The organism is Limnohabitans sp. WS1 (genome assembly GCF_003063265.1).
Lineage (GTDB): Bacteria > Pseudomonadota > Gammaproteobacteria > Burkholderiales > Burkholderiaceae_C > Limnohabitans_A.
Map to the genome: position 1 here is coordinate 1 of NZ_NERU01000018.1, position 14,793 is coordinate 14,793.

The following is a 14,793-nucleotide window of genomic DNA, read 5'->3' on the forward strand; positions in this document are numbered from 1 at the left end:
GCCGTCACGGCGGCAATGGCGTTGACCGGTGCGGGTGCGGTAACGGCCACATCCACTGGGGGCACGTAGGCCGGGGGCGGTGGGGGCAGGTTCTTGGGGGGTGGCGGTGGTGGTGGGGGTGGAATGTCTGGCTTGGCGTCCTCCAGCAAGACCGCCTCCACAGGCCCTTGAATCTTTTTGACCACTGCACGGGCCAGACCCGAGCTGATGGCCCAAAAGAGCAAGAGGTGCAACACCACCACCAGCCCCAGCCCCACAAGGTGCTTGGTCGGCTTTCTTTGCCGGCTGGCGTAGTCGTCCATGGTTTCGTTTCTCCTATTTGCTTTGCATCTTGATTTCCATGCAAAACCGCAACAGTTGCCTGTATTTTTATTTTGCGGTTATGCAATCGTTTGCATCATACTTTTTTCATCTTTATTCCAACCTAGGGAAAACGCTAATTCATGGCGATTTTTTGGTGTTGCTACTTTTACACACTAGGGAAAACACTGAATTCATCTGGATTCCACAGTCAAGTTTCGACTCAAACCCCCTTGGAATGGTGCAATTTTCTTGATCAGGTGGACATCATTTTTGTTCAGCTGTTGCAATCGTTTTCAAAACCATACAAAATTCGTTTCGTCCGATTTGCAATTTGTTACTGCTGATCAGGATTTCACACTTGGACGCCATGAGTCCTCTTTTTTTGCAAACGTTATCTGGAGACATCCCATGAAAACACATCAACCTCTAACACCCCACAAAGTTGCACTGGCCGCCGCACTCGCAGTTGCCCAAATCGGCATGGCCCATGCGCAAGCCAGCAACGACACACTCAAATTGGACGAAGTCGTGGTGACAGGTACGGCCACTGGAGCCAGCAAGATGAAGCAATCGAGCTCCATCTCCACAGTGGGCGCTGAGCAAATCCTGCAAAACCAGCCCACCAACGCTTCAGACATCTTGCGTTCCATTCCAGGTATTCGCGCCGAATCCAGTGGTGGTGGTGGCAATGCCAACGTGACTGTGCGTGGCTTGCCCATTTCTGCCGGTGGCTCACGTTACGTTCAGTTCCAGGAAGACGGACTGCCAGTGATGCTGTTTGGCGACATCGCTTTCAGCACCCCTGATATGTTTTTGCGTGCTGACAACAGTCTGGAGCGCGTGGAAGTCGTGCGTGGCGGCTCGGCTTCGACCCTGGCCACCAATGCACCCGGCGGCATCGTCAACTTTTTGAGCAAGACGGGCGACGAGCCCGGCGGCAGCATTGGCATCACCACAGGCATCGGGTACAAAGAAAAACGTTTGGACTTTGATTACAGCGGCAAGTTGAGCGACAAGACCCGCTTTTTCATCGGCGGTTACACCAACAACGGCGAGGGCCCACGCCACACCACTGGGAACAGCATCCAAGGCGGTCAACTCAAGGCCAACATCACACAAGAACTGGACAATGGTTTTGTTCGCTTGAACTTCAAGTCCTTGAACGAACAAAGCCCTCTGTTCATGCCTGTGCCGGTCAAGATTGCCAACGGCACCGTCAGCGAACTTCCGGGCATTGACCCGCGTATGGCCAGCATGTATTCGCCTTATTGGGTCAAGGACTTCACACTCAGCAAAAACAACACCTTGGTTGGCACCGATGTGAATGATGGTCTGCGCGTTAAACAGAATTCATTTGGCGTTGAGGCCGATCTGAAACTGGCTGGTGGCTGGAAGTTGAGCGAAAAATTCCGTCACTCCGCCATGTCCGGTCGCTTCATCGGTTTGTTTCCGGCAGATGACGTGAAAGCGGCAGCCGTCGGCACCCAATACGCCACAGGCCCCAATGCAGGCCAACCTTACACGGGCAATGCGTTCACCAACACGGTGTTCAACACCTCCATGGACGACATGGGCAGCACCACCAATGATGTCAAGTTGAGCAAGTCATTTGCGCAAGCCGATGGCTCCAAGCTGAACACCACCTTTGGTTTGTTCATGAACGTTCAAAAAGTGGGTTTGACCTGGAACTTCAACCAGTACCTGATGCAAGCCACTGACAAAAATCCGGCTTTGCTGTCCAACGCATCCACCACGGCTTATGGTTCAACCGCTTTGGGTACCGATGTCTGGGGTGGTTGCTGCACACGCGCCATTGACGCCACTTACAACACCACATCACCCTATGCCGTCATTGGTTGGGAAAAGGGTGCCTGGTCTCTGGACGGCAGCTTGCGTCACGACCAACAAGTGGCAACGGGCTCGTACAACCAGGCCGTGGGCAATGCGTTTGAACCAGGCAATGCCAAGACCATCAACTACACAAAGAACCACACCTCTTACTCGTTTGGAGGCAACTACCAACTGAACAAAGACTTGGCCTTTTTTGCACGCCTGAGTGAAGGTGTGGCTTTCAACGCCGACCGCATCATGTTCGGCTCTGCCGCCGTGCCCATGGCCGGTGGCGCAGGCGTGGTGCCCATCAACACCGTCAAGCAACTCGAAGGTGGCGTGAAATTGCGCAATGGCAACTTGAGCACCTTCGTGACCCTGTTCCAGGCCAAAACCGATGAAAGCAACTTTGACGCGACCACCCAAAAGAGTACCGCGAACAAATACGATGCCAAAGGCGTTGAAATTGAAGCCGGCTACAAGATGGGAGCCTTTCGCATCAATGGCGGCTTGACTCTGACCGACGCCAAAATCGTCAGCAGCGGCTTGACACCGAACCGCCAAGCCAAAGTGGTCTATCAACTCAGCCCAACCTACACCTCGGGCGCCCTCACTGTGGGTGCTGCGGTGGTCGGCTCCACCAGTGCCAAGGATGCACAAGGCACACCTTACGAAGCCACATTGCCCGCCTACACTGTGGTCAACGGCTTTGCAAGCTACGCCATCAGCAAAGACTTGACTGCAACCTTCGGTGTTTACAACTTGACCAACACCCTGGGTTACACCGAAATCAACGACGGCCGCATGGCCGCACGTTCGATCAATGGCCGCTCTGCCAAAGTGGGTCTGAAGTACAACTTCTGATCCTCATCACACCAGACCCTCAAACGGGGTTTGGTGTTTTCAGTCCAGCTTGAAGACCGCCCTGATGGCGGTCTTTTTTTTGTCGTTCGCACATTCAAATTTCAGCCTGAATTGAAGGCCATAAAAAAAGCCGAAGTCAAACTCCGGCCAAGGTTTTGATTAGCGTGTATTGCTCAACAAACGCCTGCAGACAAGGGCTACATCATCACGAACTTCTGCTCACCCACCACCGAGCTGTAGACCATCACCCCGGTTTTGGCATGCAGATTGACCTCCAAGCGGGCGTAGTCGACACCCGCTGTCCACAACAACGTCAGCAGATGATCCGCCGATGAGGCGTGACTGAACACCCCGTTGAACGCAGCATGTTGATTGCGCAGGCGAATCAGGTCGATCAGCTTCGACACCACAGGTGCCTGAAGTGCACTGAGGACTTCTTCGCGATCGTAGTAGTGGCGGTTGATGTCACGTCCAACCTGTGTGCGGGCCAGCAAATCCATGTCGTTGTGTCCTGCGAGCAGGCCCACGTAATACACCTGCGGCACGCCCGGCACAAAGAACTGAATGGCACGCGCCACCAGATAGGCGGCCTCGTTGCGCTCCATGGCGTCAAAGAAAATGCAGTTCACCTGGTACAGATCCAGGTTGGAGGCCGCAGCCCCCGTTGCCTGACGACTCTGGTTTTTTGAATTGCGATGCATGCGCTCGACCAATTCGTCAAGTTCTGCCGGTGGCACCAGCCCAGGGTTGTGGGCACGGTCGGCGGCGTCTGCCCCTATGTCGATGATGCCGATGCCGTCATGCGTATCGAGCACCGTGATGGCATTGTTGGGGCGCTGATCCAGCCAGGATCGCAAGGGGGCGCTGCGGCCAAACTCCATCGCGTGAAGCACCAGTGGCGGCAAGGCGAAGTCATAGACCCAGTCCACTTGCCGGGCAATCTCCATTTGGCGCTTGTAGTACGAGTGAATTTCCACCAACACTTCCAGCCCCAGTTCACGACCGCGCTTGGCAAAAGCTTTGATGAATTCGAAAGTCTCGGGCATCATGAAACAGTTGGTGCCAGCCTTCTTGATGGCATAACCCACCGCATCAAGCCTTACCATGGTCACACCACTTTGCGACAGTTTTTGCAAGATGGATTCAAGGTATGCCTGCCCAGCAGGCGTGTGCACATCAATGTCAATTTGTTGCGGTGTGAAGGTGGTCCACAGCAATCGCCTCTCTCCATTGGCCAGCGTGGTCATCGAGAAAGGCATGCCCGGACGTGGACGGTACACCGCCAACAAGTCTTGCTCGGTGGCTCCGTCTGGGAACACCGATTGCATGGTCAAGAAAAGTCCATCGTATTCAGAAGCGCTGCCCTTTTGGGAGTAGTCCAAAAATTGTGGTGATTCGCACGACATGTGGTTCACGATCACATCGGCCATCACGTCTGCGGTGCCACTCAGTCGTTTGATGTCATCCCAATCACCCAGACGATCGTCGACACGGGTGTGGTCAATCGGGTCAAAACCGGCATCTGCGCCGTCAATTTTGTAAAAAAACGGCAAGAGATGAATCCCGCCAAATACACCGGCCAAAGGGCCATCCAGCAATTCTTGTAACTGGGGCAATGTCGTGCCGCCAAAGCGGTCAACGTAGGTGATCAATTGAACCTTGTTTTTCATACTTCAAACATTCACAAAACACAGACTGGGAAACACAGGCACAAGCAGCACATCAGTCGGGCACCTTGACCCGCAAGGTGGCCACTGCGGCGCAAATCATCAATACGCCAGCCGTCATCAACACATTGCGCGGATCACCGCCAAACACACCGTCGTACATCAGTGACATCAAACCAGCACCGATGAGCAAAGGAATCACGATGAACATGTTAAAAATGCCCATGTACACCCCGGTGCGCTCTGGAGGTACGCTGCGGGCCAACATGACATACGGGTTTCCCATGATGCTGGCCCAACCCAAACCCACGCCCACAGCCGGCAAAAAGAGCCACGCATACGAATCGATCTGCGGCAGGAACCACATTCCCAAACCCGACAGCGTCAAGCAAACAGCGTGTACTTTGGGCGCACCAAAGCGCTGCGTGTAACGCACCATGAGCAAAGCGGTTATGAATGAAACCAGGTTGTAGAAGGCGCCCACCTCTCCATTGACCAAAACGGCATCGCGGAATCCCGTGCTGGTCGGGTCGTTCGTGCCAAACAAGGAGCGGGCGATCGAATACGCCACATACTGCCAGTACCAGCCCATGGCCATCCACTGGAACAGCTTCATCCAGGCCATCTGGCGCATAGGCGTTGGCATCTCACGGATGGCATCCCAAATTTCGATGAGCGTTGCTGACAGTCCTTGCTTTTTGGAGGCCAATTTGGCCTTTTGCTCGGAGGACAAGGGCAACTCTGGCACCCGCCAAATGGACCAAAACATGGTGGTGACCGAGATCAAGGCACCAATCATGAAGGCAAAGAGCGTGATCTGCGGGATGTGGTTGTCACCAACTGCATCCTTGTTCATGCCCGACCAAACCAACAACGAAGGGGTGAGGTAAGCCAGCGTTTGAGCCAAGCCAGTGAATGCACTTTGAATGATGAAACCATGTGCGTGTTGATCTTTGGGCAAGCGGTCCCCTACATAAGCCCGATAGGGTTCCATGGCGGTGTTGTTGGCCGCATCCAATATCCACAACAAGCTTGCCGCCATCCACAAGGCTTGGCTGTAAGGCATGGCCAACAAGCACAATGAACACACAATGGCGCCAATCAAAAAGAAAGGCGTGCGTCGACCAAAGCGCGATGTGCAGCGGTCGCTCATGGCCCCCACGATGGGTTGCACCAGTAAACCCGTGACGGGTCCAGCCAAACTCAACAAAGGCAGCGCCGCTTCGTTGGCCCCCAAGTAGCTGTAAATCGGCCCCATGCTGCTTTGCTGCAATCCAAAGCTGAACTGCAGCCCCAGGAAACCGATGTTCATTTGCACGATCTGCCAGATCGTCAAACGGGGAAGTGACATGTTCAATGGTGTGGTCATCAAAATTGAATAGGTGGCGTGCAACGCATGCACTGGAACTGATTGTGGCAATTTACCCGCTATTGCAATCGATTGCAATAGGGTTTCACCTGATCACCCATCAACGCACCATGGTCCTGAGGGACTTGCTCGCGCCAATCAAAAAATAGCGCCTGTACTTACAAACCAGCTGCCCATCTGGCGCTGGCTTGCAAGCAGATCAACGGGCCAACAAACCCCACAAGCTGGCCAGCTCCATCGCCAGGGGATCACCCTGCACGGCTGCCAGTTGCTGACGTGCTGCGTCTTTTTGGCCCGCTTTGATCAGGCTGATCCCATAATGCAAGCGCAGCTCATGTTCACGGCGCAAACTGCCCAAGACCAAGGCTTTCGCATAAGCCGAATTGGCCGCCGTCCAGTTTTGCTGTGATGCATACACATCCCCCACCCCGGCCCAAGAGGCACTGTCCTTGGCTGACTTTTCCAATTGCGCAAAAGTGAGCTCGTCCTCTTGCGCCTTCTTTTTCGCTTCTGTGCGCAGTTTGGCATGAGCAGCACCGTCTGAGCCTTGCCCCAAAACACCCGCGTCAAACCCCTTGGCCAACACCCTCAGCGCCTCGGAAGGCAGGCCCGCTTTGAGCGCCTGTTGGGCCATATCGCTGTACTCAACAGCCTCTTCCAAGTTGTCAGTTTGCTCAAGCAATCGGTACAAATCAAGTTCTAGACGCGGGTTCAAATTGGGCTGCTGCGCCAGCCGCTGGATCACCTCGGCCCAATAGGCTTTCGAAGGATAGGCCTCCAGCAAACGGCGCAATGTGGCTTGGTAACCTGCGTTGTCCTTGAGCTGGCGGTAGCTCACCGCCAGCATGCGCAACTCCTGCTCGGGCGTCTTGACCCCGGCCGAAGCGTCAAGACGCAACTTTTCGAGCATCTCAGCCACCACCTGCTGGTGCTCACCCATGACCGACAGGGTCTGAATCATCACCACACGGATCACGGGTTTGGAGCCACCACTTTCGATGTATTGACGAGCCCACTTGACCACCCGTGCGTTGTCTTTCTTTTGCTGCCCAGCGTTCATCAGCGATTCGAGCATCGGCAACCGGTCAGCCACAGGCACCTCAGGTGACGCGACCAGAAACTCGAGTGACTCAATGGCCACATCCCAATTTTGGGCACGCAGCGCCACCACGGCCTGGGTACGCAACACAACAGCCCGCTCGGCAGGGGTGAGCTGCGCCACCGCCAACGCTTGACGAGTCAGATTCAAGGCCTGATCGGGCTGGTTGTTCTTGAGGGCTTCTTGGGCGGCTGCAAGAGGCTTGTGTACTTCGGATCTCAAAGTGACCGGGGCAGGTGTTTGCGCCTGCACTGACACCATGCAAAACAACAGGCCGGTCAACAAAACCAGTTGGTTAGCCCAGTGGGCTTGGCGGTAATTTTTGGTATTCATGGGGTTTGCTCCTGACCTTATTGTGATGAAAAATGCCAACGCTTTACTGGATGCAATCGCTTTTGGTAACCCAAATGAACCCCTTAAGCCATTTTCAGTGCAAGCACGAACACCCGGCATTGAACGACAAGACAAGATCCACAGAGTTGTAATTTTGATACAAACCACACGCTGACATGATAATTAATCTAGCAAACAAACTTGCAATCGATTGTTTTTGATTAAAAAAATAGCATTTAAGTACAAAAATATCAAAAACACAGGGTTTTCACCAGTGTGAGCAACATCTAGTTTTACTACAAAATTCCAACGTGTTTACCTTTCAATGGGTAAGCGCCCTTCTTTACACATTTCCAAGGTTTACACATGAAACAAACAAACTCACAACGCGGCTTCAGGGTAAGTCCTGTCGCCGCGGGTTGCGCGATGCTGCTGATGGCAGCGGGTGCCGCACAAGCTCAACAAGCCGCTGACAATGTCATCGTGACCGGAATCAGAGCCTCTATCGAAAGTGCTATTTCGGTCAAGAAAAACGCTGAAGGCGTGGTCGAAGCCATCTCGGCTGAAGACATTGGCAAATTGCCAGACGCCACGGTGGCGGAGTCGATTGCCCGTTTGCCAGGCGTGACTGCCCAGCGTGACGCTGCGACAGGCCGCGCGAAAAACGTGAGCGTTCGTGGCATGTCGCCAGATTTCAACGGTGCTACTCTCAATGGCCGTGCACAAGCCTCAACAGGCGATAGCCGTGGTGTGGAATTCGACCAATTTCCGGCAGAACTGCTGGGCTCTATCGTCATTCACAAGACACCCAATGCTTCGTTGGTGGACCAGGGCTTGGCTTCGACCATCGACATGAAAACAGTTCGTCCACTGGACTTCAACAAGCGCACCATGGTGGTCAACCTGCGCAAACAAAGCACAGGTATTGACTCCGGTTCGCCAACAAACGGGACCGGAAATCGGCAATCGTTCTCTTATATTGACCAATTTGCCGACAGAACCATTGGTGTGGTGCTGGGCTACTCGAAGCAAAAAGACATTGGTGCCGCTCAATCTGACTTCGGAAGTTGGGGCACTGCCACCAAGTCTTACAACGGGCAAGATGTCGTGGTCCCTAACGGCTTCAACGATTTCAACAAGACCACCAGCGCCAACCGCGAAGGCCTGATGGCCACCATCCAATTCAAACCCAACAAGGACTTCGAAACTTCGTTGGACCTGTTCACCTCCAAGAACTCATTCAGCGCCAAAACAACAGGCATTCAGGGTGCACTTCCAGGGGGTGCAGGCGGCTACGATCCAGATGGTGTGCTGACGAACGCAACCATTGCCAACGGCGTGGCAACAGCAGGCACTTACAACAATTTCAAAGGCGTGGTCCGCAACGACAACACTCAGGGTGACGACAAACTCAACTCCATCGGCTGGAACACCAAGTTCAAGCTGGGTGAATGGAAGACCGTCGCAGATCTGGGCCGCTCAGAGGTCACACGTCAGCACACACGCTTCGAAACTACCGCAGGTCAGGCTGGCAACGCCACCGCACTGGACACCATCTCTTGGACCGGTTTTGATGGCAAAAATCTATCGGGTGCAAAGTACACCACCGGCTTCAACTACGCCGACCGAAATGTGGCCAAGCTGACCGACGTGGAAGGCTGGGGGGGTGGCCCATCCACCCCTCAAGCTGGCTACTACGCCTCGCCCACAACAAAAGACAGAGTTGACAACCTGCGATTCAGCGGTGTCCGCAATCTGGATATGGGCATGCTGACTGCCGTAGAAGTCGGTCTACATTTTTCTGACCGGGATAAAACCCGCAAAACAGCCGAAGGTGCAGTGGTTATTCCTGGAGGTGATCCCTATGGTGCAGTGACCATGCCCGGCACAGCCTCTGCCACAGCTTTGGCCACCGGCATCAATGTGGCCGCATTTGACCCCGTGGGCACCGTCGGCAGCGTGTACCAGTTGACACCATGGACCAGCACCGCGATCCTGAACAAGAACTTCAAGATCAACGAAAAGGTCACCACCACCTACATCAAGGGTGACCTGGAAGGCAAGCTCATGGGCCTGAGCTTCACGGGCAACGTGGGCGGCCAGCTGGTCAGCTCCAACCAGACTTCGACCGGTTACAACATCGACGGCATTGCATGCGCTGGCGAGAAAAACCAGCCATCCTGCACTTACTCCACCTTCACTCAAAACCATAAGTACAACGACTTCAACCCCAGCTTGAACTTGAATTTTGACGTAGGCAACGATCAGATGGTGCGCGTGGGTGCGGCCAAAGTGCTGTCGCGTGCCAACATGATCGACATGGCAGGCAACCTGGACTTGTCTTTCAATACCGGCGCAGACTCCAGCAAACCTGCAGGCTGGAACGGTTCGGGCGGCAACCCCAATTTGGAACCTTTCCGCGCCAAATCTTTGGATGTGTCGTATGAGAAATACTTCGGCAAAAAAGGTTATGTGAGCGTGGCCGGTTTCTACAAGGCCTTGGATACCTACATCGTGCGTCAAAGCACTGTGGTGGACTTCCGCAACTTCATCACCAACCCCTCGGCCTATGGCACCACTCTGGGCACCATGACCACCCCGGTCAACGGCTCCGGCGGCAGCATCTCGGGCGTGGAACTGTCATTGAACGTGCCCTTCAGCATGCTAGCACCCGCGATGGACGGTTTTGGTCTGATGGCCAACACCTCGGCCACCAACAGCGCCGTCAGTCTGCCACGTGCAGGTCTGACATCGGCAGACACCGACAAGGCCACCAACCTGCCCTTGCCCGGCCTGTCCAAGAGCGTGACCAATCTGCGCGCCTACTACGAGAAGAATGGCTTCTCAGTGTCGCTGGGTGCCAAAAAGCGTTCGGACTTCCTGGGTGAAATTCTGGACTACCAGGACAACCGTCAGCTGACATTTGTCAAGGGCGAAACCTTGGTGGATCTGCAAGCCAGTTACGAGTTCAACACCGGTTCGCTCAAAGGCCTGTCCATCTTGCTGCAAGGCAACAACCTGACCAACGCAGAGTTCATCCGCTATAACGGCACACCTGACAACGTGGTACAGCGCACCAAGTTCGGCAAGACCTACCAGATCGGCATGAACTACAAGTTCTGATCACACTGAAACCATCACCCTGGCATGCCGGGGTGATCTAATCAAAGGGGGCCCGGCGCCCCCTTTTTTGCAAATGAGTTCAACATGCAACAAGCAAACCTGATCCGATCCATTGTTATTGTGGGCGGCGGCACCGCAGGCTGGATGACCGCTGCCGCACTGGCCACCATACTCAAGGGGCGCTACCCGATCCAGCTGATCGAGTCAGACGAGATCGGCATTGTGGGTGTGGGCGAGGCCACCATCCCCATGATCCAGCGGTTCAACAAAGTGCTGGGTATCGACGAAGCCGAATTCATGCGCGAGACCATGGGCAGCTTCAAGCTGGGCATCGAATTCGTCAACTGGGGCCGACAAGGTGAGCGTTACATGCACGGCTTCGGCAAAATTGGCCAGGACCTGTGGACCACCCGTTTTGACCAGTACTGGCGAAAAATGCGGCAACTCGGCAAAGCAGCACCACTAGAAAATTATTCGATCACCCGCATGGCCGCTCTGGCCAACAAGTTCATGCCCACCCCGGATGGTGTGCAAAACTCGCCCTTTAACGACATTGCCTACGCTTACCACTTTGATGCCAGCCTGTATGCCAAATACCTGCGCAAACTGGCCGAGCAGCGCGGCGTTGTTCGGACCGAAGGCAAGATCAACCAAGTCAGTCAGCGCCCTATCGACGAACACGTCGATGCCGTGGTGCTTGAAAACGGCAAGCGAATCGAAGGTGACCTGTTCATCGACTGCTCGGGTTTCAGGGGCCTGTTGATCGAGCAAACTCTGCATACCGGTTTTGAAGACTGGACACACTGGCTGCCCTGCGACCGCGCTTTGGCCGTGCCCTGCGCGTCAGCCTTCACATTCACACCCTACACCCGCTCAACAGCTCACCAGGCCGGTTGGCAATGGCGCATTCCGCTGCAACACCGCACCGGCAATGGCCATGTGTATTGCAGCCAGTACATCAGCGACGACGAAGCAGCCTCGGTGCTGCTGGCCCACCTGGACGGCAAGGCCCTGGCCGATCCGCGCCCTATCCGCTTCACGACCGGCATGCGCCAAAAAGCATGGAACAAGAACGTGGTGGCCATCGGCCTGTCCAGCGGATTCTTGGAGCCCCTGGAGTCAACCAGCATCCACCTGATCCAGAACACGATCTCGCAGTTGGTGGAATTTTTCCCCAACCAAAGCTTCAACCCCACCCAGATCGCCGAATTCAACCGGCAAAACCGTTTCCAGATGGAGCGCCTGCGCGACTTCATCATCTTGCACTACCACGTCAACCAGCGCGACGACTCGGCCTTCTGGCAAGCCTGCGCCCACATGGCCATTCCCGACACCTTGCAGCACAAGATCGACCTGTACAAGACCACCGGGCGTGTGCTGCGTGTTGACAACGAGTTATTTGCTGAAGACGGCTGGCTGCAAGTCATGGAAGGGCAAAACCTGCCCACGGAAAGTTACCACCCGCTGGTGGATCTGCAATCCGAAAACAGCATCCACGAGTACCTGGAGAGCGTGCGCGAGGTCATTGCCAAATGCGTGAGCGTGATGCCAGACCATGCCGACTTCATCGCGCAGCACTGCGCGGCACCCAAAATGAACATGTGAGTCAAGCCGGGTGCGAGCGGGCACAGATCCGCCGCGCCATTTTTTCAATCAGGGAGGAAACATGAAACCATCGTTCAGGACATGGCGCCAACGTGCGCTGCAACTGGCGGCCGCACTGCTGCCGCTGGGGGTTGCCGCACAGACGCCCCCAACCACCACAACCGCCCGGGCCACCGTACCGGTCGAAGCTTTTTTTCAGGAGCCCCAGTTTGACGATGCCGTTCTGTCACCCGACGGGAAAAAGGTGGCGTTCAAACTGCGCGTCAAGGACAGCCGGGCCAAACTGGTCGTGATGGACCTGGCCACCCAGACCCCGACGGTGGTGGCCTCGTTCCAGAACGAATCGGTGGGCATGTTCGCCTGGGTCAATGACCAGCGGCTGGTGTTCAACCTGGCGGCATGGCTCAAACCTGCCGGGCAGCGCGACATCAACTCAGGCTTGTTTGCGGTGGACGCCAATGGCGAGCGCTACCGACAACTGGCTGAGACCATTGGCAGTCGGGTCAAAAACGGCGATGAAACCAAGTTACTGCCGCAGTGGACCCAACTGCTCAGGACCTCCGCACGCCAGACCGGCGACGACATCTGGGTCACCGTGACCGAGGCTTACGACAAAAAATTCGGCGCAGACTACCGCCGCGTGCGCAAACTCAACACCGTCAACGGACGCTGCAGCGAAGTCGATGCACCACAGCATGCGGCGCACTGGGTTTTTGACGCACAAGATGAATTGCGCGCCGCCACCGAAGCGCGCGATGGGCAACTGAAAATGTGGCTGCGCGAACCGGGCCAGGCCTGGAAAACCGTGGCCACCGTGGACAGCCTGACCCGCACCCTCTACCCCTCCCACATGGACGCGCTGGGCACGCTGTACGTCATCAGCAACCAAGGGCAAAACACGGTGGGCCTCTACACCTGGAACTTTGAAACGAACCAACCCAGCGGGAAACCGGTGCTGCACAGCCAGGCGTTTGACCTGTACCCGAGGCCGGTGGTCAGCGAGGGGCAAGTGCAGGGATGGCGTTACACCGTCGATGCGCCCGTGACGCAATGGACGCATCCGCCCGCACAGACTTTGCAGGACACCATCGACAAGGCCTTGCCCCATACCGTCAATGAGCTGTCCACCGGGGTGCGCTCCACATCGCCCCATGTGCTGGTGCACAGCTTTTCTGACCGCAACCCGGGCACAACACTGGTCTTCAACCGGGACACCCAAAAATTCATCCGCTTGGGTGATGCGCGCCCCGACCTGCGCGGGCAGGCCATGGCCGGTATGGACTTCGTGCAATACAAGGCCCGCGACGGCTTGAGCATCCCCGCCTGGCTGAGCCTGCCCGCAGGCAGCGTCAAAAAGAACCTGCCCCTGCTGGTGTACGCCCACGGCGGGCCTTGGGTGCGCGGGCAAAGTTGGGGATGGCATGCCGATGTGCAGTTTCTCGCCTCACGCGGTTATGCCGTGCTGCAACCCGAGTTTCGCGGCAGTGCAGGCTATGGGCGCAAGCATTTTGAAGCCGGCTGGAAACAATGGGGCCGGGCCATGCAAAACGACTTGGCCGATGGGGCCAAATGGGCCATCACACAAGGCATTGCCGACCCCCAGCGCATTTGCATCATGGGGGCCAGCTACGGCGGCTATGCCGCCCTGATGGGCCTGGTCAATGACCCGGACCTTTTCCGTTGCGGCATCAATTGGGTGAGCGTGACCGATCCGCAACTGCTTTACAGCGTGAACTGGAGCGACACCACCGACCAGGCCAAGACCTATGGCCTGCCCCGCCTGATGGGCGATTCGGTCAAGGACGCCGACATGCTGCGGACTTACTCGCCCTTGCAGCAGGCCGCCCGCATCAAGAGCCCGCTGCTCATGGCCTATGGCGGCAAGGACGAACGCGTGCCCTTGGTGCATGGCGAAAAAATGCGCGATGCCCTCAGGGCCCACAACCCCCAAGTCGAGTGGGCGGAATACCCCGATGAAGGCCACGGCTTCGTGGACCTCAAGGCGCAAGCCGACTTCTGGCAGCGGGTGGAGAAGTTTCTGAACAAAAATCTGAAACAGCAACCCTGACATGCTTTTGGCCAGGGTCATCGAAGCGTCCAAAAATCTTGATGGACGGCTTGAAGAAGGATCAAAGCCTGGCGGGTTCAGCCAGGTTCAAAAAAATGCCGTCACTTGATCCAAGACTTTCCACCTTGACCCCGGAGGCTGTTGCCCCTTACAGGGCCAAGATTTGCCCAATCCGAATCAAGTTACCGTCCGCGTCCACCAGGGCAAATTCTCGAAGACCCCAAGCTTTGTTTTCAAGTTTTTCTAAACGAGGAATCCCCATCGTTGGCAATGACAAGCCCAAACAAACGCTGTAAAAAGGATCGACCTCTTGGACACGAATGTAACAACCTGCTGAGGACTCAAAAGGCCTCAGGGCAGTGTGTTTAAAAAAATGAATTTCAATGCCCTGGCGGCTCAGGATGGCGTAATCGCCATTGAACGCGTGTGGTCCCCCCTCAAAACCCAATCGGCCATAAAAGGCAACAGTGTCAGGAATTGAGCGACTGGGTAACACTGGAATCGCCACATCAACAAGAGACATGAAGACATT

General features: G+C 55.7%; 8 protein-coding genes and 1 pseudogene. 4 read left to right on the forward strand and 5 right to left on the reverse strand.

Annotation, left to right across the window (positions count from 1 at the left end; translation table 11 throughout):
* Positions 1-302: pseudogene (locus tag B9Z48_RS17680) on the reverse strand (energy transducer TonB); the annotation flags it as partial.
* A 409-nt stretch (positions 303-711) separates the two neighbouring features.
* Between B9Z48_RS17680 and B9Z48_RS17685 the strand changes: the two are divergent.
* A complete protein-coding gene (locus B9Z48_RS17685; RefSeq protein WP_108380141.1) occupies positions 712-2,997 on the forward strand; it encodes a TonB-dependent siderophore receptor in 2,286 nt (761 codons plus the stop codon).
* A gap of 197 nt (positions 2,998-3,194) precedes the next feature.
* Here the strand turns inward: B9Z48_RS17685 and gtfA are convergent, their stop codons facing one another.
* The 3 genes from gtfA to B9Z48_RS17700 all read right to left on the reverse strand — a co-directional run bounded on the left by gtfA (position 3,195) and on the right by B9Z48_RS17700 (position 7,465).
* A complete protein-coding gene (gene gtfA / locus B9Z48_RS17690) occupies positions 3,195-4,667 on the reverse strand; it encodes a sucrose phosphorylase (protein ID WP_108380142.1) in 1,473 nt (490 codons plus the stop codon).
* Positions 4,668-4,719: 52 nt separating this feature from the next.
* Positions 4,720-6,015: an MFS transporter gene (locus B9Z48_RS17695; RefSeq protein ID WP_108380143.1), complete on the reverse strand. Its 1,296-nt coding sequence runs from the start codon at positions 6,013-6,015 to the stop codon at positions 4,720-4,722.
* A 217-nt stretch (positions 6,016-6,232) separates the two neighbouring features.
* The gene (locus tag B9Z48_RS17700; protein WP_108380144.1) at positions 6,233-7,465 is read right to left on the reverse strand and encodes a hypothetical protein; all 1,233 of its coding nucleotides are present in this window, start codon (positions 7,463-7,465) and stop codon (positions 6,233-6,235) included.
* Positions 7,466-7,831: 366 nt separating this feature from the next.
* Here B9Z48_RS17700 and B9Z48_RS17705 point away from each other — a divergent pair, with 366 nt between their 5' ends.
* The 3 genes from B9Z48_RS17705 to B9Z48_RS17715 all read left to right on the forward strand — a co-directional run bounded on the left by B9Z48_RS17705 (position 7,832) and on the right by B9Z48_RS17715 (position 14,261).
* The gene (locus B9Z48_RS17705; protein WP_108380145.1) at positions 7,832-10,588 is read left to right on the forward strand and encodes a TonB-dependent receptor; all 2,757 of its coding nucleotides are present in this window, start codon (positions 7,832-7,834) and stop codon (positions 10,586-10,588) included.
* A gap of 84 nt (positions 10,589-10,672) precedes the next feature.
* The gene (locus B9Z48_RS17710; protein WP_108380146.1) at positions 10,673-12,193 is read left to right on the forward strand and encodes a tryptophan halogenase family protein; all 1,521 of its coding nucleotides are present in this window, start codon (positions 10,673-10,675) and stop codon (positions 12,191-12,193) included.
* Positions 12,194-12,254: 61 nt separating this feature from the next.
* Positions 12,255-14,261, forward strand: a complete 2,007-nt coding sequence (locus B9Z48_RS17715) for a prolyl oligopeptidase family serine peptidase (RefSeq protein WP_108380147.1) — start codon at positions 12,255-12,257, stop codon at positions 14,259-14,261.
* A 148-nt stretch (positions 14,262-14,409) separates the two neighbouring features.
* Here B9Z48_RS17715 and B9Z48_RS17720 read toward each other — a convergent pair whose 3' ends face one another.
* A complete protein-coding gene (locus B9Z48_RS17720) occupies positions 14,410-14,784 on the reverse strand; it encodes a VOC family protein (protein ID WP_108380148.1) in 375 nt (124 codons plus the stop codon).
* Between the last annotated feature and the right edge of the window lie 9 nt (positions 14,785-14,793).